Source organism: Lachnoanaerobaculum gingivalis (genome assembly GCF_003862475.1).
GTDB classification, from domain to species: Bacteria; Bacillota; Clostridia; order Lachnospirales; family Lachnospiraceae; genus Lachnoanaerobaculum; species Lachnoanaerobaculum gingivalis.
The window spans coordinates 493,890-517,739 of sequence record NZ_RRCO01000001.1 but is presented as its reverse complement, the minus strand read 5'-3'; the positions used below and the strand labels follow the sequence as shown (position 1 = coordinate 517,739).

At 38.1% G+C, this 23,850-nt stretch carries 21 protein-coding genes and 1 tRNA gene; 17 read left to right on the top strand and 5 right to left on the bottom strand.

Features of this window, described 5'->3' with window-relative positions:
* Positions 1-810: a sugar phosphate isomerase/epimerase family protein gene (locus tag EHV10_RS02380; RefSeq protein ID WP_128673241.1), complete on the top strand. Its 810-nt coding sequence runs from the start codon at positions 1-3 to the stop codon at positions 808-810.
* Between the two features lie 58 nt (positions 811-868).
* Here EHV10_RS02380 and pckA read toward each other — a convergent pair whose 3' ends face one another.
* The 3 genes from pckA to EHV10_RS02365 all read right to left on the bottom strand — a co-directional run bounded on the left by pckA (position 869) and on the right by EHV10_RS02365 (position 3,548).
* Positions 869-2,476, bottom strand: coding sequence for a phosphoenolpyruvate carboxykinase (ATP) (gene pckA, locus EHV10_RS02375; protein ID WP_007596025.1), 1,608 nt, complete (start codon positions 2,474-2,476; stop codon positions 869-871).
* Positions 2,477-2,703: 227 nt separating this feature from the next.
* Positions 2,704-3,381 carry an adaptor protein MecA gene (locus tag EHV10_RS02370; RefSeq protein WP_128673240.1) on the bottom strand — a complete coding sequence of 226 codons (678 nt, stop codon included), beginning with the start codon at positions 3,379-3,381 and terminating at the stop codon, positions 2,704-2,706.
* A gap of 96 nt (positions 3,382-3,477) precedes the next feature.
* Positions 3,478-3,548: transfer RNA gene (locus tag EHV10_RS02365), tRNA-Gly, on the bottom strand.
* 236 nt (positions 3,549-3,784) lie between these two features.
* Here EHV10_RS02365 and ssnA point away from each other — a divergent pair.
* The 11 genes from ssnA (at position 3,785) to moaC (ending at position 16,813) form a co-directional block, all read left to right on the top strand.
* Positions 3,785-5,128, top strand: a complete 1,344-nt coding sequence (ssnA, locus tag EHV10_RS02360) for a putative aminohydrolase SsnA (protein WP_128673239.1) — start codon at positions 3,785-3,787, stop codon at positions 5,126-5,128.
* Entirely contained in the window at positions 5,128-8,112 is a 2,985-nt protein-coding gene (gene ygfK / locus EHV10_RS02355; protein WP_128673238.1) for a putative selenate reductase subunit YgfK, read from the top strand. Before ssnA ends, ygfK begins: the two co-directional genes overlap by 1 nt.
* 79 nt (positions 8,113-8,191) lie before the next feature.
* Entirely contained in the window at positions 8,192-9,583 is a 1,392-nt protein-coding gene (gene hydA / locus EHV10_RS02350) for a dihydropyrimidinase (RefSeq protein WP_128673237.1), read from the top strand.
* 145 nt (positions 9,584-9,728) lie between these two features.
* Positions 9,729-10,760, top strand: coding sequence for a molybdopterin-binding protein (locus EHV10_RS02345; protein ID WP_128673236.1), 1,032 nt, complete (start codon positions 9,729-9,731; stop codon positions 10,758-10,760).
* A 20-nt stretch (positions 10,761-10,780) separates the two neighbouring features.
* A complete protein-coding gene (locus EHV10_RS02340; protein ID WP_128673235.1) occupies positions 10,781-11,809 on the top strand; it encodes an XdhC family protein in 1,029 nt (342 codons plus the stop codon).
* An 8-nt stretch (positions 11,810-11,817) separates the two neighbouring features.
* The gene (gene moaA, locus EHV10_RS02335; RefSeq protein WP_128673234.1) at positions 11,818-12,789 is read left to right on the top strand and encodes a GTP 3',8-cyclase MoaA; all 972 of its coding nucleotides are present in this window, start codon (positions 11,818-11,820) and stop codon (positions 12,787-12,789) included.
* Entirely contained in the window at positions 12,789-13,718 is a 930-nt protein-coding gene (mog, locus tag EHV10_RS02330; protein ID WP_128673233.1) for a molybdopterin adenylyltransferase, read from the top strand. The genes moaA and mog overlap by 1 nt, the downstream gene beginning before the upstream one ends.
* Before the next feature lie 18 nt (positions 13,719-13,736).
* Positions 13,737-14,642, top strand: a complete 906-nt coding sequence (gene modA, locus EHV10_RS02325; RefSeq protein ID WP_128673232.1) for a molybdate ABC transporter substrate-binding protein — start codon at positions 13,737-13,739, stop codon at positions 14,640-14,642.
* A complete protein-coding gene (gene modB, locus EHV10_RS02320; RefSeq protein WP_128673583.1) occupies positions 14,635-15,303 on the top strand; it encodes a molybdate ABC transporter permease subunit in 669 nt (222 codons plus the stop codon). The genes modA and modB overlap by 8 nt, the downstream gene beginning before the upstream one ends.
* A 1-nt stretch (position 15,304) precedes the next feature.
* The gene (locus tag EHV10_RS02315; protein ID WP_128673231.1) at positions 15,305-16,336 is read left to right on the top strand and encodes a sulfate/molybdate ABC transporter ATP-binding protein; all 1,032 of its coding nucleotides are present in this window, start codon (positions 15,305-15,307) and stop codon (positions 16,334-16,336) included.
* Positions 16,337-16,348: 12 nt separating this feature from the next.
* The gene (moaC, locus tag EHV10_RS02310; RefSeq protein ID WP_128673230.1) at positions 16,349-16,813 is read left to right on the top strand and encodes a cyclic pyranopterin monophosphate synthase MoaC; all 465 of its coding nucleotides are present in this window, start codon (positions 16,349-16,351) and stop codon (positions 16,811-16,813) included.
* Positions 16,814-16,885: 72 nt separating this feature from the next.
* Here the strand turns inward: moaC and EHV10_RS02305 are convergent, their stop codons facing one another.
* Both EHV10_RS02305 and EHV10_RS02300 read right to left on the bottom strand, forming a co-directional pair.
* Complete coding sequence (locus tag EHV10_RS02305; protein WP_128673229.1) at positions 16,886-17,767, bottom strand: SH3 domain-containing protein; 882 nt, start codon at positions 17,765-17,767, stop codon at positions 16,886-16,888.
* Between the two features lie 203 nt (positions 17,768-17,970).
* Entirely contained in the window at positions 17,971-18,339 is a 369-nt protein-coding gene (locus EHV10_RS02300; protein WP_007596054.1) for a RidA family protein, read from the bottom strand.
* A gap of 192 nt (positions 18,340-18,531) precedes the next feature.
* Here EHV10_RS02300 and EHV10_RS02295 point away from each other — a divergent pair, with 192 nt between their 5' ends.
* From EHV10_RS02295 to coaE, 5 genes are read left to right on the top strand one after another with little or no spacing between them, the layout of a single operon-like run.
* A complete protein-coding gene (locus tag EHV10_RS02295; protein ID WP_128673228.1) occupies positions 18,532-19,806 on the top strand; it encodes an SPFH domain-containing protein in 1,275 nt (424 codons plus the stop codon).
* Between the two features lie 14 nt (positions 19,807-19,820).
* Positions 19,821-20,297, top strand: a complete 477-nt coding sequence (locus EHV10_RS02290; RefSeq protein WP_128673227.1) for a methylglyoxal synthase — start codon at positions 19,821-19,823, stop codon at positions 20,295-20,297.
* A gap of 1 nt (position 20,298) precedes the next feature.
* On the top strand, positions 20,299-20,634 hold the full coding sequence (locus EHV10_RS02285; protein ID WP_128673226.1) for a zf-HC2 domain-containing protein: 336 nt from the start codon (positions 20,299-20,301) through the stop codon (positions 20,632-20,634).
* A 10-nt stretch (positions 20,635-20,644) separates the two neighbouring features.
* Entirely contained in the window at positions 20,645-23,287 is a 2,643-nt protein-coding gene (gene polA, locus EHV10_RS02280) for a DNA polymerase I (protein ID WP_128673225.1), read from the top strand.
* Positions 23,287-23,847 carry a dephospho-CoA kinase gene (coaE, locus tag EHV10_RS02275; protein ID WP_128673224.1) on the top strand — a complete coding sequence of 187 codons (561 nt, stop codon included), beginning with the start codon at positions 23,287-23,289 and terminating at the stop codon, positions 23,845-23,847. Before polA ends, coaE begins: the two co-directional genes overlap by 1 nt.
* The last annotated feature ends 3 nt before the right edge of the window (positions 23,848-23,850 follow it).

The following is a 23,850-nucleotide window of genomic DNA, read 5'->3' as shown; positions in this document are numbered from 1 at the left end:
TTGAAATTTGGTGTAAGAGCTCATGACTTTGGGAAATATGATGCGAAAATTCTTGCAGAAAAAATTAGAGAAGTAGGGTTTGAAGCTGTTCATTTGGCTGTAAAGAAGTCTTTGCCGGGAATGAACGGAAATATTGATGTGAAACAGGAAGATATTGAATATATAGTAGATGCATTTTGCGGAATAGAAATCAGTGTGTTGGGAAGTTATATTGATTTTACTACAGATGATGAAGATATATGGAAAAAGCATAGGTATGAGTTTATTGCGGCACTTAAAATAAGTAAACCTTTTAAAGCATTGTATGTAGGAAGCGAAAGTTCTTATGGAGAAGTGGATATGGAAAATAAGGTGAGGCTTTTTCCGAAACTGCTAAAAAGACTTGATGGTATTTTAAATGAAGCCGATAAATATGATGCCTATGTGGCAATGGAACCTGTGGCATTACATACGCTTTATAGTGCAGAATATACGGCTAAAATGCTGAATACATTGAATAGTGATAGATTAAAGATAATATTTGATCCTTTGAATGTACTTACAAAGGAAAGGGTAGATTCACAGGAAGCTCTTTGGAAAGAATGTATAGATGCATTCGGAAAGGAAACAAAAATTATTCATTTAAAAGACGGAGCTTTCCCCGCTAAAGGTAGACATGTGGCGTGTAAGCTGGGTGAAGGTATCATGAGATATGATATTATTAAAGACTGGCTTAAAAAAGAAAAACCGGATATTAGCGTAATAAGAGAAGAAGAAAGAGCTGAATATGCAAAGGAAGATCTTGCATTTATGAAAAATCTTTTCAGATAAGAAAAAGGGGCTATAGCATTTGCTACAGCCTCTTGAAATTTATAAATCTTTTAAAGTATCAGTCTACCTTTGGGCCGGCAGCTACTAAAGCCTTACCTGCCTCGTTTGTCTCATACTTCTTAAAGTTCTTTGCAAATCTTGAAGCAAGATCCTTTGCCTTGATTTCCCAATCAGCAACATTTGCATATGTATCTCTAGGATCAAGAATCTTTGTATCCACACCTTCAAGCTCTGTTGGAACCTCGAAATCAAAGTAAGGAATCTTCTTTGTAGGAGCATTCTTGATAGCACCGCTAAGGATTCCGTCGATGATACCGCGAGTATCCTTGATAGAGATTCTCTTTCCTGTTCCGTTCCATCCTGTATTTACAAGATATGCCTTTGAACCGTTCTTTTCCATTCTCTTTACAAGCTCTTCAGCATACTTTGTAGGATGAAGCTCAAGGAATGCCTGTCCGAAGCAAGCTGAGAATGTAGGTGTAGGCTCTGTAATACCACGCTCTGTACCTGCAAGCTTAGCTGTAAATCCGCTGAGGAAGTAGTACTGTGTCTGCTCAGGTGTAAGGATTGATACAGGAGGAAGTACTCCGAATGCATCTGCTGAAAGGAATATTACATTCTCTGCAGCAGGACCATGTGATATAGGCTTAACTATATTCTCGATATGGTCGATAGGATAAGAAACTCTTGTGTTCTCTGTCTTGCTTCCGTCATTAAAGTCGATTTTACCGTTTTCATCAAGAGTAACGTTCTCTAAAAGAGCATCTCTTCTGATAGCATTGTAGATATCAGGCTCAGACTCCTTGTCAAGGTTGATAACCTTAGCATAGCATCCGCCCTCATAGTTGAATACACCGTTGTCATCCCAACCGTGCTCATCATCACCGATAAGAAGTCTCTTAGGATCTGTTGAAAGAGTTGTCTTACCTGTTCCTGAAAGGCCGAAGAAGATAGCTGTATTCTCACCGTTCATATCTGTATTAGCTGAACAGTGCATTGAAGCAATTCCCTTAAGTGGAAGATAGTAGTTCATCATTGAGAACATACCCTTCTTCATCTCGCCGCCGTACCATGTGTTAAGGATAACCTGCTCGCGGCTTGTGATATTGAAAGCAACAGCTGTTTCTGAATTAAGACCAAGCTCCTTGTAGTTGGCTACCTTTGCTTTTGAAGCATTGTAAACTACGAAGTCAGGCTTGAAGTTCTCAAGTTCCTCTGCAGTTGGCTGAATAAACATATTTGTAACGAAATGTGCCTGCCAAGCAACTTCAACAATGAAACGAACTGACATTCTTGTGTCCTTGTTTGCACCACAGAAAGCATCTACTACATAAAGCTTCTTATTTGAAAGCTCGTTCTTTGCAAGGTCCTTTAAGACTTTCCAAGAATCCTCTGAAAGCGGATGGTTGTCATTTGCATAATCTGCTGATGTCCACCAAACTGTATCTTTTGAATTCTCATCCATAACTATAAATTTATCTTTAGGAGAACGACCTGTATAGATACCTGTTAATACGTTAACGGCACCAAGCTCACTAACCTGTCCCTTTTCATAGCCTGATAATGCAGAATCTGTCTCGGCTGCAAATAATTCATCATAAGATGGATTGTGTACTATCTCTGTAGTGCCTGTGATGCCATACTGAGTTAAATCAATATTTGCCATAATAATCCTCTTTTCTATAATTCATTTATTTTGTTATCATGAAATACGGGTGAAAAGGTATTTTCCCCTTGATACAAAATATAAAGTTATGTACTCTTTGAGGCACAATAACCTTATTAAAATATACATAACAATTTGGAAAAAAGCAATAATATTTTGAACTTTGTTAAAAAAAATACGAAACAAAAAAGCACTGAATAAGTCAGCGCTTTAAAATAATCAAAATATTATATTTTTGCTATCTGTGAAATGGCATTTTCCTTGACCATTACCTTAAAATGTTCTTTATAGTAGTCTTCACTGAACGTGGTAGCGGAAAGCTTCACACCGTATTCGGAAAGAATATTTGCGGCTGAGGCAAAATCCTTTTTATTCTCATTCTTTTTAAGAACAAGAATGAATCTTTTATTTACTTCATCCTTATATAGAGTGTTTTCTCCCGAATAGGTTTTAACAGCCTTGGCAGCCTCTATAAGCTCATCTAAAGTTTCAAATGAATAGGCCCTTAAATACGGCTCTTTTTGAGATTCGTCAGCTTTATCGTCATCAAAATCAAGCGCACCCTCAAGAAGATTATTAAACTTCATATCAAAAGAGGCAAACACATCATCAGCCATTGTAGGAGAGAACTTTGCAAAACGCGTATCAAGCTCATCCGGATCGTCAACTTTTGTTACATATATAATAATGCTTTCATTTGAAAGCGGAACCGCCTCTATCATCAGAGGAGAGTCATCCGCATCAAATCCTACCTCATAAGAGGCTTTGCTTAGCATTTCCTGAAACAATGCCTTGGCATTGTCACTGCCGTAGGCCAATTCAACTACATTTAAATTTCTGTTTTCCAAATCCACATTTGACAGTGTACATCTTATCTGGTTGGTACTAATCCTTTCAATTCTCAAGGTATCACCCCTTTCTATTGGAATTGTACAAATATATTGTACTTATGTTTTACAAATATGTAAATAGAGTAAGTGCCTAAAGAAAAGCACAAAAAAAGCAGGTGATGGGAATCGAACCCACGTATTCAGCTTGGAAGGCTGATGTTCTACCATTGAACCACACCTGCAAAAAATTTACTTTGTCATGATATCAAAACGAGAGATGAATGTCAAGTGAAAAAAATAGAATAAATATAAATTTTGTGTATATTTTTTAATACATTCCTGTTTACCTTAAAATATTTTATAAATAATAAAATATAATTAGATAAGTATTGAAAAGCTTATAGAAAAATGTTAAAATACAAGCTACATTATTAGGTTTTTGTAATTAAAACTGCATAATTCAGAGAGGAGATTTACAATGCTACTAATTGGTAATGGAAGGGTAGTTACTGGAAATCAGGAACAGCCATTGATTGAAGATGGGTCTGTAGTACTGGATGGCAACACAGTTTTAGAGGTTGGAAACTACCGTGATTTGAAGGAAAAATATGCGGATGCAACTTTCGTGGATGCAAAGGGCGGGCTCATAATGCCGGCATTCATCAACACACACGAGCATATTTATTCTGCAATGGCAAGAGGCATGAGCATCAATGGTTACAACCCAAACGGATTCTTAGAGATCCTGGACGGCTTATGGTGGACTATTGACAGAAATTTAGATAACGAGCTCACATATCTTTCTGCTATGACCACTTACATTGATTGTATCAAGAATGGTGTTACAACTATTTTTGATCATCATGCAAGCTTCGGTGAGATCGAGGGAAGCCTTTTTGCTATTGAAAAGGCTGCGAGAGAGACAGGAGTTAGAAGCTGTCTTTGCTATGAGATATCAGATCGTGATGGTGAAGACAAGATGAAGGCTGCCGTTAAGGAAAATGTCGATTTTGCAAATCATGCAAAAAAAGACGATTCAGACATGATTGCAGGTATGATGGGAATGCATGCAAGCTTCACAATTTCTGACAAGTCAATGGAATATGCTATGTCAAGAAAGCCTGAAGATATAGGATGTCATATCCACGTGGCAGAAGGTATCGAAGATTTGCATTCATGCTTGAAAGTACACAACCAAAGAATTGTTGACAGATTATATGACTGGAAGGTTCTTGGCGATAAGTCATTGCTTGCACACTGTATTTATATTAACCCACATGAAATGGATCTTATCAGAGATACAAACACTTGTGTAGTACATAACCCTGAGTCAAACATGGGTAACGCCTGCGGATGCCCTCCAACAATGGAACTTGTTCACAGAGGAATTGTATGCGGACTCGGAAGTGACGGCTATACACATGACGTTTTAGAGTCATGGAAAGTTGCAAATGTGCTTCATAAGCACCATTTATGCGATCCTAATGCGGCTTGGGGCGAAGTTCCGAAGATGCTTTTTGAGTACAATGCAAATATTGCAAACAGATACTTTAAGAAGCCGCTTGGAGTATTAAAGCCGGGCGCAGCAGCGGATGTTATCGTTGTTGATTATACACCGAATACACCTATGACCGCTTCAAATATCAACAGTCATCTGTTGTTCGGAGTATGCGGAAAAGATGTCAGAACTACAATTGCAAACGGAAATATCTTGATGAAAGATAGAGAACTTCTTCACATTGATGAAAAGGAAGTACTTGCTAAGGTAAGAGAAGGCGCTATGAGACTTGCAAATAAGATCAATGGAAGGGGAAATGCATAATGGGCGATATAATGACACCGATTCCTTTTAATAGGATCATGGAAAGACTCCTTGAGGAGATGGAAAAAGAAGGCTCCTGTTACGGAGTAAAGAAAGCTTATAAGGCTGATAAGAATAAATTTTACACTATTTTCGGAAGAAAATTGGAGACACAGATAGGTCCTGCAGCAGGTCCTCATACACAGCTTGCACAGAATATTATCGCAGGATATTATGCAGGTGCAAGATTCTTCGAGCTTAAGACAGTTCAGAAGATGGACGGTAGAGAGCTTGCAGCTTGCGTTGCTAAGCCATGTATTACAGCTGAGGATGAGTGCTACAACTGTGAGTGGTCTACAGAGCTTACAGTTCAGGAGGCTTTTGATGAGTACATCAAGGGTTGGTTTGCACTTAAGGTTATCTCAAAAGAATGGGATCTTGGCGGCAGCGACGGCTTCCAGTTCAATATCTCCGTAGGTTATGACCTTGCAGGTATTAAGCTTCCTAAGGTTGATAATTTCATCAACGGAATGATGGATGCTTCAGAAACACCTATATACAAAGAGTGTAAGGAATACCTTGAGAAGAATTTAAGCAAATTCAAGAAGTTTACAAAGGCTGATCTTGATGCTATTACTCCTGATATTGTAAATTCCGTAACAGTATCCACATTGCACGGATGTCCTCCACAGGAGATCGAGGCTATTGCATCATATCTTATTACAGAAAAGGGATTAAATACATTCGTAAAATGTAACCCTACACTTCTCGGATATGAAGTTGCAAGAGAGATGCTTGACAGCATGGGATATGACTATATTGCGTTTACAGATCTTCACTTTAAAGAGGATTTACAGTATTCAGATGCGGTTCCTATGTTAGAAAGACTTATGGCACTTGCTTCTTCAAAGGGCTTGGAGTTCGGTGTTAAGATCACCAACACATTCCCTGTTGATGTTAAGAATAATGAGCTTCCATCACAGGAAATGTATATGTCAGGAAAGTCATTGTACCCGTTATCACTCTTAGTTGCCAGAAATCTTTCAAGAAGCTTTAACGGTAAGCTGAGAATCGCTTACTCGGGTGGTTGTGATTACTTCAATATAGATAAGGTTGTAGGTAGTGGAATCTGGCCTGTAACAGTGGCAACCACTATCTTAAAACCGGGAGGATATCAGAGATTTATTGAGATGTCAGAGAAACTTGAAAAGCCTGAAATCAAGGCTTGGTCAGGAATTGATGTAGAGGCTCTTGAGAAGCTTGTTTCAGACGTTAGAAGTGATAAGCATCACGTTAAGCCTGTTAAGCCGCTTCCAAACAGAAAGGCTGATAAGAAGGTTCCTTACCTTGATTGCTATATGGCACCTTGTGTAAACAGATGTCCTATCAATCAGGATATTACAGCTTACGGAATCCTTGTTAATGAAGGAAAGTATGAGGATGCTCTCAATGTTATATTAGAGAAGAACCCGCTTCCGTTCATGACAGGTCATATCTGTACACATACATGTCAGAGTGCTTGTACAAGAAATCACTATGAGACTGATGTGCAGATTAGAAGAAATAAGCTTATTGCTGCACAGAACGCATTTGAAAAGGTTGTACCTACTTTAAAGAGCGCTGATAAGAAGAACTTAAAGGTTGCTGTAGTAGGTGGCGGTCCTGCAGGTATCGCAGCTGCATTCTTCCTTGCAAGAGAAGGTGTGGATGTTACTGTATTTGATGAGAGAGATACTATGGGTGGTGTTGTTGCAAACATCATTCCGGGATTCAGAATTCCTGCTGACGATATCCAAAGAGACGTAGAGCTTGCAAAGGCTTACGGAGCAAAGTTTGTTACAAACAAGAGAATTGATGATATAAATGCACTTAAGGCTGAAGGCTTTGATAAGGTTATTCTTGCAATCGGTGCACATAAGGAGCTTCCGCTTGAGCTTGAAGAAGGAAAGGCAATCAATGCACTTCACTTCTTAGAGGACTTCAAAAAGACTGAAGGAAAGATGGATCTTGGTGAGAATGTTATCGTTGTAGGTGGTGGAAACACCGCTATGGACGTTGCAAGAGCTGCCAAGAGAGTTCCGGGCGTTAAGAATGTATACCTTGCATACAGAAGAAATGCAAGATATATGCCTGCTGATGAGGAAGAACTTCACGAGGCAATTGAGGACGGCGTAGAGTTTGTTACACTTGTATCTCCAAAATCATTCAAGAACGGAAAACTTATATGTGCAAAGAATGTACTTGGTGAGCCTGATGCAAGCGGTAGAAGAGGTGTTAAGGAAACAGATGAGCTTGTTGAATTGCCATGTGATACACTTATCGCATCAATCGGTGAGAGTGTAAGAGGTGATTTCTACACAAGCAACGGTATCGAGATTGACAAAAAGAACCTTCCTATACTCGATCCTGTTACTTTCGAGACAAATGTTAAGGGAGTATATGCGGCAGGTGACGGTGCAAAGGGTGCATCTGTTATCGTAAAGGCTATTGCCGACAGTAAGAAGGTTTGCGAGGCTATTGTAAATCATGCAATCGGTGAGCTTAAGATTTCCGATACTACTGACGAGAAGGTATACTCATACAGAGGAATCCTTGAAGAGGTAGAGGAGAAGAAGGCTGACAACAGATGTTTAGCTTGTGACTATATTTGTGAGAATTGTACAGAGGTTTGTCCAAACAGAGCTAATGTATATGTTAATGTAAAGGGTAGCCATCAGATAGTTCATGTGGATTATATGTGCAATGAGTGCGGTAACTGTGAGACATTCTGTCCATACGCTTCTGCACCATATAAGGATAAGCTTACATTATTCGCAAGCGAAGCAGATATGCTTGATTCAGAGAATGACGGTTTTGTAATCGTTAAGGGAAGCAAGGATGTTAAGGTAAGAATTGACGGACAAAATCTTGTATATAGAATAGGTGAGAGCAATGACAAGCTCAATTATAGATATGCTGAACTTATCGACACTATCTATAATGAATATGAGTATTTGCTCCTATAATATAGACTGAGATAAAATATGATATAGTTAAGATATGCCACCCTAAAAAGTGGCATATTTTGCTATGTAAGGAGATAATATGAAGAGAGTTTTTATTAAGGGTGGAAAAATAGTAAATTCCAAAGAAAGCTTTGTTGCAGACATACTTATTGAAAATGAGAAAATAAGCAAAGTATTTAAAAACGGTGAAGTAGCTAAGCTTGATGAAGATACAAAGGTTATAGATGCTTCCGGTAAGCTTATATTCCCCGGATTTATTGATGCACATACACATTTTGACTTGCATGTTGCAGGTACAGTTACATGTGATGACTTCTATTCAGGAACAAGAGCTGCGATAAGCGGTGGAACTACAACTATTATCGATTTCGGCACCCAATATAAGGGAGAAACTCTTAACGAAGGCATGGACAATTGGCTTAATAAGGCTAAAGACGGAGTATTCTGTGACTATGGAATACATATGTCAATCAGTGACTGGAATGAGGAGGCAAAACGTCAGTGTCAGGATATGATGGACAGAGGAGTTACCACTTTTAAAATTTATCTGACATATGACATTCTTCTGCATGACAATGAGGCTTTTGAAGTACTACAAAGGCTTAAGGAAGTAGGAGCCATTACCGGAGTACACTGTGAGAATGCCGGACTTATATTTGCGCTTCAGCAGGAATTTGTGGAAGCAGGATTACAGAGTAAGGTTTCATCTCATTATAAGACCAGACCGGCTGCAGCCGAGGCTGAGGCTATTAACAGAATACTTCACCTTGCAGAGGTTGCGGGGAGCGATATAATTGATGTCCATCTGACCTGTAAGGAAGGACTTGATGAGATAAGGGCGGCAAGAGAAAGAGGACAGAAGGTATATGCGGAGACCTGTCCACAGTATCTTACTATGACCAACAGTCTGTACGAGTTGCCGGGATTTGAAGGAGCTAAGTATGTTATAGCACCACCACTTAGAGAACAGTCCGATATTGATGAGCTTTGGAAGGCTATTGCAGACGGAGAAATTCAAACTGTAGCAACAGATCACTGTTCTTTCACATCTGAGCAAAAGAAACTTGGAATGGAAGATTTCAGAAAGATTCCGGGAGGTATGCCGGGTGTAGAGACAAGAGGTATTGTGATGTACTCCGAAGGTGTTGCCGCGGGTAGAATCAGTGTAGAAAAGATGTGTGAAGTACTTTGTGAGAACCCTGCAAAACTCTACGGACTTTATGACAGAAAGGGATTCATAGAGGAAGGCTTTGATGCCGATATCGTCATATTAGATCCTGATGCACAGACTAAGATTACTGCCGCTACTCAGGTTTCAAAATGTGACTATGCACCGCTTGAGGGTAAGGTTTTGAGCGGACATATAGATAAGGTATTCTTAAGAGGTAGTGAAGTGGTTGACAATAACAAAATCAAAGATACTCCTGAAGGTAAGTTCTTAGAAAGAAAGCCGTATCAGAAATTTTTATAATAACATAGTTTTTAGACGCCATGATTTATTCTGTATTTAAATAAATCATGGCGCTTTTATTGATTTTATAGTATAATGCTTTAATGTAGATAAAAATTGGTGTGGCGGATTGGCTCAAACCGTTACGGAATATAGAAGGGGAAATATGCGACTTATTGATACAAAAGATGCCGTAGGGCATATGCTCTGTCATGATATAACACAGATTATAAAAGGTGAGAAAAAAGGTCCTGTATTCAGAAAAGGACATATTATTAGAGAAGAAGATGTGGAAGTACTGCTTTCAGTTGGTAAGGATCATATCTATATCTGGGAAGTAAATGAAAATATGCTGCATGAAAATGATGCGGCACTGATGCTTTATGATATGTGTAAGAATGAACATCTTACAAGAGATCCGGATATAAAAGAAGGTAAGGTCGAGTTGATTGCAGAATGTGACGGACTTTTAAAGATAGATAAGGAAAGAATCAACAAGCTTAATTCACTTGGTGAGATGATGATTGCGAGTATACATGATAACTTCCCTGTGAAAGCCGGTCAGCATCTTGCAGGTATGAGAGTTATACCGCTTATTATAGAAAAAGAAAAAATGGAAAAGGCAAAGGAAATTGTGGGAGATAAGCCTCTCTTTGAACTTTTACCATATAAACAAATGAAAGTCGGAATAGTAACTACAGGTAATGAAGTTTACTACGGAAGAATAAAGGATACCTTTACACCTGTGGTTATAAACAAAATGAAAGAATATGGTGCCGAAGTTATAGCACATGAGATAAGCAGTGATGATGTGGAAATGGAAATAGAGTGCATCAAAAAGGTTATGGCGGCAGGAGTGGATATTGTTCTTTGTACAGGCGGAATGAGTGTGGATCCTGACGATAAGACACCTTATGCTATAGGACAGAATGCAAGCAGAGTTATTACTTACGGTGCACCTGTACTTCCGGGTGCCATGTTTATGCTGGCTTACGGCGGTGAAAATGAAAATATTACATTTATGGGGCTACCCGGCTGTGTAATGTATGAGAAGAAAACAATATTTGATATTGTATTGCCAAGAATTATGGCAGGGGAAAAGGTGGAAAAGTCTGATATTGACTGCCTAGGAGTAGGCGGATACTGCATGCATTGTCCGGTATGTATATTCCCGAATTGTTCATTTGGTGTGTCATAAATTTTTAAAGGAGCGAGTATATGGAGAAGGAATTATACAAAGTTATAGCTGAGTCAAAGAAAAAAGGATTAAGAACATTTGTATTTACATCATTAGGTGATAAAGATTATGGCAGCAAGGCTGTGATAAGAGAGGGAGAGCTTGTATGGATAAGTAAGGATACAAGCTTTTTCAAGGAAAATCTTGAACAGATAAAGGAAATAAATAAATCCGGTATGGTAGAGATAGCCGGTAACAGAGTATATGTAGAGCATATATGTAATACAAGCAAGATTGTAATCTGCGGTGCCGGTCACACAAGTATTGCTATGATTAAGATAGGTCAGATGCTTGGCTTTGAGATGGTAGTTGTAGAGGATAGAGAAGAATTTGCAGCCAAAGCAAAGAATGCAGGGGCTGACAGAGTTTGTTGTGAGGATTTTTCATCAGCACTTTCAAAATTTGAATCCGACTATGATACATATTTTGTAGTAGTGACAAGAGGGCATCAGTGGGATAAAGAATGTATCAGAGAAATTCTTAAGAAACCATATGCCTATGTAGGACTTATGGGTGCAAAGAGAAGAGTAGGCTTTGTACTTGATGCCATCAGAAGTGAGGGCTATGATGAAAAGAAGATAGATGAAATCTATAGTCCGATAGGACTTGATATAAATTCAGAGACTCCTGTAGAGATAGCTATTTCAATTTTTGCCGAGATAATATCTGTAAAAAATGCAAAGAATAAGAATGTCGGCTATATAGACGGAATGCTTGAGAAAATAGAGAGCAGTGCTGAAAGAATGGTCATGGCTACTATAGTAGGAAAAAAAGGTTCTGCGCCAAGAGGTGTCGGAGCAAAGGCATTGTTTTTAAAAGATGGCAGCTTTGTCGGAACTATCGGCGGAGGAAAGGCTGAACATGACATTATGGTCAAGGTAGAAGATATACTTAAAAAAGATGATGATATGCAACCATATTTATTAAATGTGGATCTTACAGATGATGAAGCGAGCATTGAAGGTATGGTTTGCGGCGGAAGAATAGAAGTACTTCTTGAACTTGTTTAAGATTAAATATGAGAGATTGTTACAATAGAAAAATTGACTATATGAGAATCTCAGTTACCAACAGATGCAATTTCAGATGCACATACTGTATGCCTGAAACAAAAAAAGTGGAAGAGACTCTAAGCCTGGATGAAATATATGAAGTGGCATTTGCGGCAAGCGAATGCGGTATTACAAAGTATAAGATTACAGGTGGTGAGCCTCTTATAAGAGACGGTATAGTTGATTTTATAAAAAAGCTTTACAAGCTTGAAAATATAAAAGATATTACAATGACAACAAACGGTTTTTACCTTGAAAAACTCGCTAAAGATTTAAAGAAAGCGGGACTTTCAAGTGTAAATATAAGTCTGGATACTCTTAATAGAGAGAAATTTAAACAAATTACCGGTGTTGATGCATTAAATGATGTAATGTCAGGTATAAAAGAAGCTATAAATGCAGGAATAAGCACGAAGATAAATACAGTAATACAAAAGGGTGTAAATGATGATGAGCTCTTTGATATTATAGAGCTTGCAAGGAATGACAAATTAAATATCAGATTTATAGAGATGATGCCAATAGGGCATGGCAAGGAATCGACAGGAGTAAGTAATATCGAGATCCTTGAAAGAATAAAAGAAAGATACAATGTCGCAGAGGATAATAAAAAGCACGGCAACGGTCCTGCAAAGTATATAAAGCTTGAAGGATTTAACGGTTCTATAGGATTTATCAGTGCAATTCACGGAAAATTTTGCGACAATTGTAACAGAATCAGATTTACATCTACAGGAAAACTAAAACCATGTCTTTGTTATGAATCAAATATTGATGTAAAGGATATTTTAAAAAATACTGAAATCGGATCTGAAAAAAAGCACAGTATATTAAAAGAAAAAATCAGAGAATGTATAGCAGGAAAGCCCGAAGCTCATGCTTTTGAAGACTTGTCAAAGATCAGTGAAATGAAAGATATGGTAGAAATAGGTGGGTAATGGAAAATAATATAGAAGTTTTAGCGGTATGTATCAGTGAGAAAAAAGGCACTGAGAAAACAGAAGTAGAAAAAATTGTATTAAAAGAAGACTGGGGCATCGAGGGAGATGCACATGCAGGCAAATGGCATAGACAGGTAAGTTTATTGGCATTTGAAAAAATAGATGCTTTCAGAAAAAAAGGCGCCGAAGTAGATTTCGGAGCATTCGGTGAGAATATAATTGTGGGTGGCGTAGACCTTAGAAGTTTGCCTGTGGGAACTGTCCTTGAAATAGGAGAGGCAAAACTAAAAGTTACACAGATAGGCAAGGAATGTCACAGCCATTGCAATATATATAAAAAAATGGGGGACTGTATTATGCCAAGAGAAGGCATATTTGCAGAAGTATTAAAAGGGGGAGTTGTACAAAAAGGAGAGAAAATAAAAGTTATTGAAAAAGAAGAAGGTCCGTACAGAGTGGGTATAATTACCATTTCTGACAGAGCTTCAAAGGGAGAATATGAGGATAAATCAGGTCCTATGATAAAGGAACTGGTGGAAGCTGCCGGAATGGAAGTCATAGATTATGTAATAGTTCCGGATGAAAAGGGGCAAATAGCTAAAAAGCTGTTGTATTTCAGTGATCAAAGACAGGCGGATCTGGTATTTACCACAGGCGGAACCGGATTTTCAAAAAGAGATGTTACTCCTGAAGCAACCAAGCAGGTTGTGGAAAGAGAAGTTCCGGGTATAGGAGAGGCGCTTAGAGCCTATTCTCTTACTATTACACCAAAGGCTATGTTAAGCCGTCAAACTGCCGGAATAAGAGGAAACACTCTGATAATAAATTTACCGGGAAGTCCGAAAGCCTGCAAAGAGAACATTGATTATATAATGACACCGCTAAAGCACGGACTTGGAATATTAAGCGGTAGAGAGACAAATTAAAGATAAAAGGGAGAAAATATGAGATTAAAAAACATTTGTAAAGTTTTGGGCGTGGTAGCCGCATTGACATTAGTAGGATGTGGCGGACAAAAGGCCACAGAAACCACAGCGTCTGAAACCACAACAACTGCAGAGTCAAAAGCAGAAGAAACTAAGGCGAGTGAAGAAACAACAAAAGCTGAGAACACAGCAGATGCATCAGCAATCAATGTATTTGCGGCAGCATCACTTAAGGGTGCAATGGAAGAAATCATTGCTGAATACAATAAGGCTAATCCGGATGTAAAGATTGCTTTAAATACAGATTCATCAGGTAAACTTCAGACCCAGATTGAGGAAGGATTTGCATGTGATATCTTCTTTAGTGCAGGTAAGAAGCAGATGGAGAAGTTAAAAGAAGGTGGATTTATCAAAGAAGGAACTGATGTGGATCTGCTTCACAATAAGCTTTGTATAGTAGCTCCTAAGGATTCAGACACAAAGGTTACAGGTATTGCAAATATAAAGGATGCCAAGTCAATATCAATCGGTGAGTCAAGTGTTCCTGCCGGTGCATATGCAAGAGAGGCGCTTTCAAAGGCTTATCCTGACCTTGGTATAAGCAAGGAAAGCACCGGTGCCGAGCTTCAGGACAAGCTTGGACTTGAAGTAATTGAAAACTCAAACGTTACAAAGACACTTTTATCTGTTGTAGAGGGATTTGGTGAAGTAGGATTTGTATATGTTACAGATACTTATGGAAAAGATGATGTTAAGATTATTGAAAAAGTAGATGAGAGTCTCAGCGGAAAAATCACATATCCTATAGCAAGAGTAAATAATGACGAAGCTGATGAGAAGATAAGTGCGGAAGCTGACAAGTTCTATGATTACTTGAAGTCAGATGATGCAAAGAAGGTATTTGAAAAATATTTATATGAGTAATGTTTTAGCACATTTAGACTGGAGCCCTTTTTTTATAACCCTAAAAATAGGGCTTCTTTCTACAATAATATGTTTTTTTCTGGGTGTGGGACTTGCCTATGTCAGTCTATATATGAACAAAAGGATAATGGCGGTATTTGACAGCATACTTACACTGCCGATGGTACTTCCGCCTACTGTAGTGGGATTTTTTCTGCTTCTTATATTTAGCCGAAGAAGACCGGTAGGTATTTTTTTATACAATAATTTTCAGATAAAGATAGTGCAAAGCTTTATAGGTTGCGTGCTTGCGGCATTTATTATAGCTTTTCCGCTAATGTATAAGAATGCCAAGTCGGCCTTTTTACAACTGGATAAGAATCTTATATATGCAGGCAGAACCTTGGGGCTGTCGGAGTTTCAGATTTTCTTTAAAGTGGTATGTCCTATAACATCACCGTCACTTTTTTCAGGTGCAATTTTAAGCTTTGCAAGAGCGATAGGAGAGTATGGTGCGACATCCATGCTTGCCGGCAATATATCCGGGAAAACTTCCACAATATCACAGCAGATAGCTTATCTTGTACAAAATCAGAGCTATCTTGAAGCCGGAATATGGGTAGGTATTGTGCTGTTTATCGCCTTTTTAATAATGCTTTTGATGGAGTATATACAGAGGTAGTATGCTTGAATTAAATATAAAAAAGAAACTTAATAATTTCACTTTGGATATAGAATGTAAGATTGAAAGCAACAGAATAGGAATACTTGGGGGGTCAGGAGCCGGAAAAAGTATGATTTTAAAAATGCTTGCCGGTATTGAAAAGCCCGACAAGGGTTATATAAAGCTTGATGATAAGATACTTTTTGATTCGGAGAAAAAAATAGATATAAAACCTAAGGATAGAAACATAGGATATTGCTTTCAAAACTATGCACTTTTTCCAAATCTTACAGTGTATGAAAATATAGTTATAGGTCTTGGTAAGCCTGAGAGAGCTGATGTAGACAAGTTTCTTGAGAAGTTTGAACTCACAAAGATAAAGGATTCAAAACCGAATAAGATAAGCGGAGGTCAGGCGGCAAGAGTTGCAATGGCAAGGATACTTATCAGAAAGCCGAAAGCATTACTGTTTGATGAGGCATTTTCTGCACTTGATATTTATCTTAGAGATCATATACAGGAAGAAATAGCACAGATTCTAAAAGACTTTGAAGGCAGTGCAATATTCGTTTCACATTCAAGAGATGAGGTATACAGGTTTTGTGACAGTACTATGGTAATCGATGCAGGTAAGATTTCAAATATTGGAAATACAAAGAAAATATTTAAATACCCTGAGACAAAATTAACGGCAATACTTACAGGGTGTAAAAATATTTCTGATATAAGATATATTTCAGATAATACTATAGAGGCTATAGATTGGGGAATAAAATTTCACTTTTCAAAAGAGCTGCCAAAGGATATAAATGCTATAGGAATCAGAGCTCATGAGTTCGTGCCTGTATGGGAAGAGACCGGTACCAATCTGATAGAGTTTAAGTTAAAGAGTAGGGCAAAGCTGCCCTTTGAGGATAATTATTATCTATATACAAAAGGAAGCTCAGACATTACCTGGCTTGTGCAAAAGGATATAAAAGAAAAGATTGACAGCAGGGGATTGCCGAAATTCCTGCAAATAGATGAAGAAAATATATTATTGTTGAAATAGAACGGAGAATATATGGAATTTACACATTTTGATGATAACAAAAATGCGGTAATGGTAGATGTTTCAGAGAAAGATATTACAAACAGAGTTGCGATTGCAACAGGAAGAATTACTCTTTGTGATGAAGCCATGCAAGCCGTGACGGGTAAAAAGATAAAAAAGGGTGATGTACTTACGGTAGCTCAGGTGGCAGGCATTATGGGGCAAAAAAGAACATCTGAGCTTATTCCCATGTGCCATAATATAAATCTCACAAGTTCAAAGATAACCTTTGAAATAGAAGGGAATGATATAGTAGTGTTTTCAAAAGCAAAGACTACAGGACAGACAGGTGTGGAGATGGAAGCATTGATGGGAGTAAATATTGCACTGCTTACAGTATATGATATGTGCAAAGCCATTGATAAGAGAATGCTTATAAGCGATATTCATCTTTTAGAGAAAACCGGAGGAAAAAGCGGAGATTTTTATTTTTAATAAAGAGTGAGGGTGTAACTTAGTTTTAAGTCGCACCCTCATTTTAAAATATTATATTTAAGTATAAATGTTTTACTGTGCCGGCTTAATATAAGCTGTAGCTACATAAGCCTGTCCGCCGTTATAATTGATAATGGACCAGGTTGCATCATGTTCTCCTGCATAATCCACACTTACACCTACATTTAAAGTTGCAAGTATGTCACCGTCAAGACTTGGTGAAGAACGAACATGTAACTTTGCTGTTGTAACATATTTAACACTTGCAGCAGTCTCAGGTGCAGTCTCCGCACTTGTTTCCGAAGTATCGGTACTGTCTGATGAAACGGCTGTAGTAGTTGTTGTATTTGTTGCATTGGTCTTCTTCTTTGAAGGAACAAGTGATCTGAACAATAAAATCAAAACAATAAGTATTACAAATCCTATGATTACCTTGGTCAAGTCTGCAGTATTAACTGTAGGCTTTTTCTTGTTCTTTGAAGATTTTTTTACAACTCTCTTTCTTTGAGTACCTTCAGTACTTGTGCCGCTTGTTCTCTTTTGAGAATTATCATTTCTGATAGGTGTAACAACAGGTGATACACGAGTTTTTCTTGGAGCGTACTCATTTATAAATGTCTGTACTTCCTCCGAGAGTAATTGACACGCAAAAGTTGCATTAAATTCCTCATTATTATTTTCAAGTATCGCTTTATTTCCGATGGAACGAATTTTATGATAATGTTCAAATGAGTCATATGAAATAACATTACTTGTATATAAAGAATCTATAATATCGGTAATACTCTGCTCATCGTCATCATCACGACCGCTGAGCTGCTTTATTATGATTTCCAAAGTCTGTTTTGCCTTAATCATTGACAAGTTATACTCTTGAGCCGCCAAAAGCTTTTGGGTATCATAAACTCCGTTTTGAATCTGCTGCCATGCAGTATTGTTGGTTGAGTTTGCCATCAGGTAAACCTCCTATAAAATCGATTATATATCTGTGAATAAAAGTTCAAATACAAAGCTCACAGAAACCTAGCTTTATTATACAATATAAGCTGTATAAAAGACAATATTTAGTGAGAATTATTCGCAAAAAAGGAGGTAAAATTTATAAAAAAATCGACTCTTCACAAGAAAGAGCCGATTTATAATTAAAATATTTTATTTTATGCCTCAGCGATGCACTCGATTTCGCAAAGAACTCCCTTTGGAAGGTCTCTTACAGCGAAACAGCTTCTTGCAGGCTTTGATGTGAAATACTTTGCATATACTTCATTGAATGCAGCGAAATCAGCGATATCTGCAAGGAAACATGTTGTCTTTACAACTTTGTCCATTCCTGAACCTGCAGCCTCCAAGATAGCGGCTACATTCTTGCAGCTCTGCTCTGTCTGTGCTGTGATTCCCTCAGGAACCTCACCGTTAGCAGGGTTTACAGGAATCTGTCCTGATGTGAAAACAAGTCCGTTTGTGATAAATCCCTGTGAATATGGTCCTATAGCGCCCGGTGCATTTTTTGTATCGATTACTTTCATGTGAATCTCCTTTTTCTTTTTCTTATATTTTATACTAATTTTTAGATTTGTACACCCTCTTTTTAATGTTGTATGTGAATTTTATTTGATTATAAATATTTAAGAATTGATTTACTGGTATTGATTGTAAAAAATTGATATAATTACAGTATTATTGCTTTAAAGATTAAGCGTAACAGGAGGTTAGAATCTATGGGACTTATATCAGCTATAACCGGTGCGGCAGGTGGTGTACTGGCGGATTCATGGAGAGACTATTTCTATGCGGATTCGCTGGAAGGGGATATAATTGTAACAAAGGGTAAAAAAAGAGTGGACCAGAGAGGTTCAAATAATAAATCTACAAATAATGTTATCACTGACGGTTCTATTATTGCAGTGGCAGACGGCCAGTGTATGATAGTTGTTGAAAACGGAAGAATAAAGGATGTCTGTGCGGAAACCGGAAAATATGTTTACAGTAACACTGAAGAACCTACGATTTTTGCAGGTAATCTGAAAGAGACAGTTAAAAGAACATGGGAACAGTTCAAGAACAGACTGGTATTTGGTGGAGGCGCTACAGGAGATACCAGAGTTTACTATGTAAATACAAAGGAGATACCCGGATTTAAATTCGGAACAACTTCACCGATACCGTATAGAATAGTTGATTCAAATATCGGACTTGATATTGATTCAAAAGTCAGATGTCATGGCAGTTACTCTTTTAAAGTTGTAGACCCTCTGCTTTTTTATCAAAATGTATCAGGAAATGTAGACGGTGATTATAGGCTTGAAGGACCGATTTTACAGCAGATGACTGCAGATCTTTTGGATTCACTTCAGCCGGCATTCGGAAGACTTTCAGGAATAGGATCCAGATACAGTGATATTCCAAATCACACAAAGGAACTTTCAGATGAACTTAACAGTATAATGTCAAGTGAATGGGGTGACAGACTGGGAATTGAAATCGTTTCATTTGCAATAAGCGGAATATCTATTCCACCGGAAGATGAGGATCTCATAAAGCAGCTACAAAGAACAGCTGTATTCCAGAAAGCATCTATGGCGGCTGCGAACCTTAACGCGGCACAGGCTGACGCTATGAGAGATGCGGCAAAAAATTCAGCCGGTGCTATGATGGGATTTGCAGGCATGAATATGGCAGCTCAGACGGGCGGAATGAATGCAAATGAACTCTATCAGATGGCTGCAAATGAGCAGGCAAGACAGCAGATGAATCAGGCCGGACAGGCAAATACTATGCAGCAAAACGTAGCATCTCAACAGGGCGGTACTCAGCAGGCGAGTGGTACATGGACCTGCAGTCACGGTCACGGAAACAATACAGGAAAGTTTTGCTCCGAATGCGGAGAGCCGAAGCCTGTAGCGGCTCCAATTCATTGCTCGGCTTGCGGATATACTCCAAATGACCCGAGTAATCCGCCGAAATTCTGTCCGGAGTGTGGAAAACCGTTCTAAAGAATGGAGACATTATGAATAATATAGATAAAGTAACACTTACTATACCAAAAGAGAAAAATATTGCATTGATTGCACATGACGGCAAAAAGCCTGATATTATAAACTGGTGTGAAGAACATAAGGATATTTTGGCAAAACATAAATTATACGGAACAGGTACTACAGCCAGACTTATAACCGAAAAAACAGGTCTTACCGTAAAGGGATACAATTCAGGTCCTCTTGGCGGAGACCAGCAGATAGGTGCAAGAATAGTGGAAGGAAAGATTGACTTTGTTATATTCTTTACAGATCCGCTCACTGCGGCACCTCATGACCCTGATGTGAAGGCACTGCTTCGTATAGTTCAGGTATATGATGTACCTATGGCTATAAACAAATCCAGTGCGGACTTTATAATAACATCATCACTTATGGATACCGAATACGACCATGATGTTATAAACTTTAAAGAGAACATTTCACAAAGGGTTAAGGAAATGTCATAAAATGACTTGCAGAGAAGCCAGAAAGCTCATTATACCCTTTATACATGATGAGCTTTCAATGGAGGAAACAAGAGATTTTTTGCAACATGTAAGGAGTTGCAAAGCATGTATGGATGAGCTGGAAATCTATTATATTGTTGAAGTGGGCCTTGATAAGTCGGACAGTGAAGATATTGATTACAATCTGACTGCAGCTCTAAACAGCCATATAAGAGAGGCATACCAGAAGATTTTTATATTATTTATCGGTAGGGTGCTTAAGTATTCCATAAATACACTGATGTTTTTCGGAGTGTTTATTATTGCCATGATGCAATTACGAATTTGGTTCTTTTAGTAGGAGATATATGAAAAAATTAGTTCTGATAGACGGACATAGTATTTTAAACAGAGCATTTTACGGAGTTCCTGAGCTTTCAAACTCACAGGGCTTACATACCAATGCGATTTACGGTTTTTTGAATATCATGTTCAAGATTTTGGACGAGGAGGCGGCTGATTATATAGCAGTCGCTTTTGACTTGTCTGCCCCGACGTTTAGACATAAGGAATATGCGGAATACAAAGGCACAAGAAAGTCAATGCCTGATGAACTCAGAGAGCAGGTTCCGCTTATAAAGGATGTTCTTTCATCCATGAATATACCCATCCTTACAAAAGAAGGGTATGAGGCTGATGATATTATAGGAACCATTGCAAAGAGATATCAAAGCGATGAAGTTTTTGTAAGTGTAATATCAGGTGACAGAGATCTTTTGCAGCTGTCCGATAAACATATAAAGATAAGGATTCCAAAGACTTCAAAGGGTGTTACAACAATTCATGATTACCTTCCTGAGGATGTAATGGATGAATACGGAGTTACACCGAAGGAGTTTATAGATGTAAAGGCGCTGATGGGAGATACCTCCGATAATGTGCCGGGAGTTCCTTCCATAGGAGAAAAAACGGCTACCAAAATCATACAGGAATATCATTCTATAGAAAATGCGATTGAGCATGTGGATGAATTAAAGCCGCCAAGAGCATCAAAAGCATTAAGCGAGCATATAGAGGATGCAAAATTTTCAAAGATGCTTGTTACTATAGTAACCGATGCCCCAATAGAAACTGATATTTCAGATATGGAAGTGGGAAATCTCTATACCAAAGAGAGTCTTGAATGGATAAACAAACTTGAGTTTAAATCCTTCCTAAAAAGATATGAAAATGTAGAGACAGAAGCAAGTATTGAACTTGATACAAGTGTAATTGATAAACAGGATGCATGGGAGAGCCTTTACACTAAGCTGAAAGAAGCAAAAGAATTCGGCATTTCCGTATGCTTGGAAGAAACGGCTGTAAAGAGTTATCATGAAAATTCGCTTTATGCCATATCCGTTACCTTGGAAAATAAATCCTATATCATAAAGGATATGGAAAATATTTCGGACATACTTGAGGAGATCATACGTTTGGATGCAAGAAAGTATATACTTTCATTAAAGCCTCTTATAAAACTTGTAAAAGATATGAAGGCGGCAAAGAACTTCTATGATATTTCAGTGGCGGCATATCTTATCAATCCTTTAAAGGACAGCTATTTTGTAGAGGATATTGCAAGAGATTATATGGAAAGTGCCTGCTCTTCAAAGAGTGAGATGATAGGCAAGGCTAAGCTCGATGAAGTCTTGAGATTTAACGATGAGAAGGCAATAAATTATTTTGCTACAGAAAGCTATGTGGCACTTCATTCAGAAGAAAATATCTTGGCAAAACTTAAAGATTTGGAACTCACAGAGCTTTATGAAAATGTAGAAATGCCTTTGATATATTCACTTGCGAAGATGGAAAACACCGGAGTCAGGGTGGATGAAGAAAGACTGAAAAAATATGCAGATACACTGCTTGAAAAAATAGCAAAGCTTGAAGAAAGCATAACAAGAAAAGCCGGAGAAAGCTTTAATATAAATTCTCCAAAACAGCTTGGAGAGATACTTTTTGAAAAGCTCAAGCTTTCAGGAGGAAAAAAGACAAAGACAGGTTACTCTACTGCGGCGGATGTACTTGAAAAGCTTGCGCCTGAGCATGAGATAATAAGAGATATACTTGAATACCGTCAGCTTACAAAGCTTAATTCGACCTATGCTACGGGACTTGCGGGATATATAAGAGAAGACGGCAGGATACATGGTACCTTCAATCAGACAATTACTGCAACAGGACGTATCTCATCCACGGATCCAAACCTGCAAAATATTCCTGTAAGAACTGAGATGGGAAGTAAGATAAGAGATATCTTTGTACCGAAAGAAGGCTATGTATTTGTGGATGCCGACTATTCTCAGATAGAGCTTAGAGTTTTGGCTTCACTTTCAGGTGATGAAAAACTTATAGAGAGCTATCGCTCTGCAGCTGATATTCATGCGGCTACGGCAGCACAGGTTTTCCATGTGCCGCTTGATGAGGTGACACCGGAGCTTAGAAGAAATGCCAAGGCTGTAAACTTCGGAGTGGTATACGGTATCTCCGCATTCGGACTTTCGGAAGACTTAAGCATATCAAGAAAAGAAGCGCTGGATTATATAAACAATTATTTTAAAATCTATGGCGGTGTAAAGAAGTTTTTGGATAAACAGGTGGCGGATGCCAAAGAAAAAGGCTATGTAAAGACAATGTTTGGCAGAATCAGACCGATACCTGAGATAAAGAGTTCAAACTTTATGACCAGATCTTTCGGTGACAGAGTTGCAATGAATTCGCCTATACAGGGAAGTGCCGCAGATATTATGAAAATATCCATGCTGAAAGTGGATGAGGCACTTGAAAAGAGCGGATTTGATGCAAGAATTGTATTGCAAATCCATGATGAGCTTTTGGTGGAAGTAAAAGAAGATGAGGCGGCAAAAGTTTCAGAACTTGTAGAAAAGGCTATGAAAGAGGCGGTAAGCCTTAAAGTTCCGCTTGAAGTGGATGCTCATATAGGAAAAACCTGGTTGGAGGCAAAATAATGAATATTTTGCTTTTGGGAGGAATAGGCTCCGGGAAAAGTGAAGCCTTGAAAATACTTAGAGAAGAACATTTTGCAAATATCATAGAAGCCGATAAAGTGGCACATTTTTTATATGAAAAAGACAGGGCAGGTTACACTGCCCTTAGGTCTGTTTTTGGGGATATTATACTGGATGATAAAAAAAACATTGATAGAAAAAAATTAGGTGATATACTTTACTATGATAAAGAAAAATTAAGACTGGTAAACAGTATAATACATCCGTTGGTATATAAAGAAATCAAAAACCGACTTTTAGAGAACAGATTGAATGTGGTGGAGCAGGCACTTATGCCTGACAATAAAGATATCTATGATGAGATCTGGTATCTGCATACAGATCATGAGATCAGAATAGGGAGATTGATGTTATCAAGAGGGCTTGAGAAAGAGCGAATTGGGCAGATAATTGCAAAGCAGCCAAAAGAGTCGGAGTTTGAGTCTATTGCGGATAAAATTATACAAAATAACGGATCCCGGTCTGAATTGGAGAAAAACATAAGAGAGGCTTTGAGGTGATAC

Bases quoted from the DNA above. Each gene is read 5' to 3' on its own strand.
- modA (WP_128673232.1), top strand. From the start codon at position 13,737: ATGAGATTAAAAAACATTTGTAAAGTTTTGGGCGTGGTAGCCGCATTG.
- moaC (WP_128673230.1), top strand. From the start codon at position 16,349: ATGGAATTTACACATTTTGATGATAACAAAAATGCGGTAATGGTAGAT.
- EHV10_RS02290 (WP_128673227.1), top strand. From the start codon at position 19,821: ATGAATAATATAGATAAAGTAACACTTACTATACCAAAAGAGAAAAAT.
- coaE (WP_128673224.1), top strand. From the start codon at position 23,287: ATGAATATTTTGCTTTTGGGAGGAATAGGCTCCGGGAAAAGTGAAGCC.
- EHV10_RS02305 (WP_128673229.1), bottom strand. From the start codon at position 17,767: ATGGCAAACTCAACCAACAATACTGCATGGCAGCAGATTCAAAACGGA.
- pckA (WP_007596025.1), bottom strand. From the start codon at position 2,476: ATGGCAAATATTGATTTAACTCAGTATGGCATCACAGGCACTACAGAG.
- EHV10_RS02315 (WP_128673231.1), top strand. From the start codon at position 15,305: ATGCTTGAATTAAATATAAAAAAGAAACTTAATAATTTCACTTTGGAT.
- EHV10_RS02345 (WP_128673236.1), top strand. From the start codon at position 9,729: ATGCGACTTATTGATACAAAAGATGCCGTAGGGCATATGCTCTGTCAT.
- EHV10_RS02295 (WP_128673228.1), top strand. From the start codon at position 18,532: ATGGGACTTATATCAGCTATAACCGGTGCGGCAGGTGGTGTACTGGCG.
- moaA (WP_128673234.1), top strand. From the start codon at position 11,818: ATGAGAGATTGTTACAATAGAAAAATTGACTATATGAGAATCTCAGTT.
- hydA (WP_128673237.1), top strand. From the start codon at position 8,192: ATGAAGAGAGTTTTTATTAAGGGTGGAAAAATAGTAAATTCCAAAGAA.
- modB (WP_128673583.1), top strand. From the start codon at position 14,635: ATGAGTAATGTTTTAGCACATTTAGACTGGAGCCCTTTTTTTATAACC.
- EHV10_RS02300 (WP_007596054.1), bottom strand. From the start codon at position 18,339: ATGAAAGTAATCGATACAAAAAATGCACCGGGCGCTATAGGACCATAT.
- polA (WP_128673225.1), top strand. From the start codon at position 20,645: ATGAAAAAATTAGTTCTGATAGACGGACATAGTATTTTAAACAGAGCA.
- ssnA (WP_128673239.1), top strand. From the start codon at position 3,785: ATGCTACTAATTGGTAATGGAAGGGTAGTTACTGGAAATCAGGAACAG.
- ygfK (WP_128673238.1), top strand. From the start codon at position 5,128: ATGGGCGATATAATGACACCGATTCCTTTTAATAGGATCATGGAAAGA.
- EHV10_RS02340 (WP_128673235.1), top strand. From the start codon at position 10,781: ATGGAGAAGGAATTATACAAAGTTATAGCTGAGTCAAAGAAAAAAGGA.
- mog (WP_128673233.1), top strand. From the start codon at position 12,789: ATGGAAAATAATATAGAAGTTTTAGCGGTATGTATCAGTGAGAAAAAA.
- EHV10_RS02285 (WP_128673226.1), top strand. From the start codon at position 20,299: ATGACTTGCAGAGAAGCCAGAAAGCTCATTATACCCTTTATACATGAT.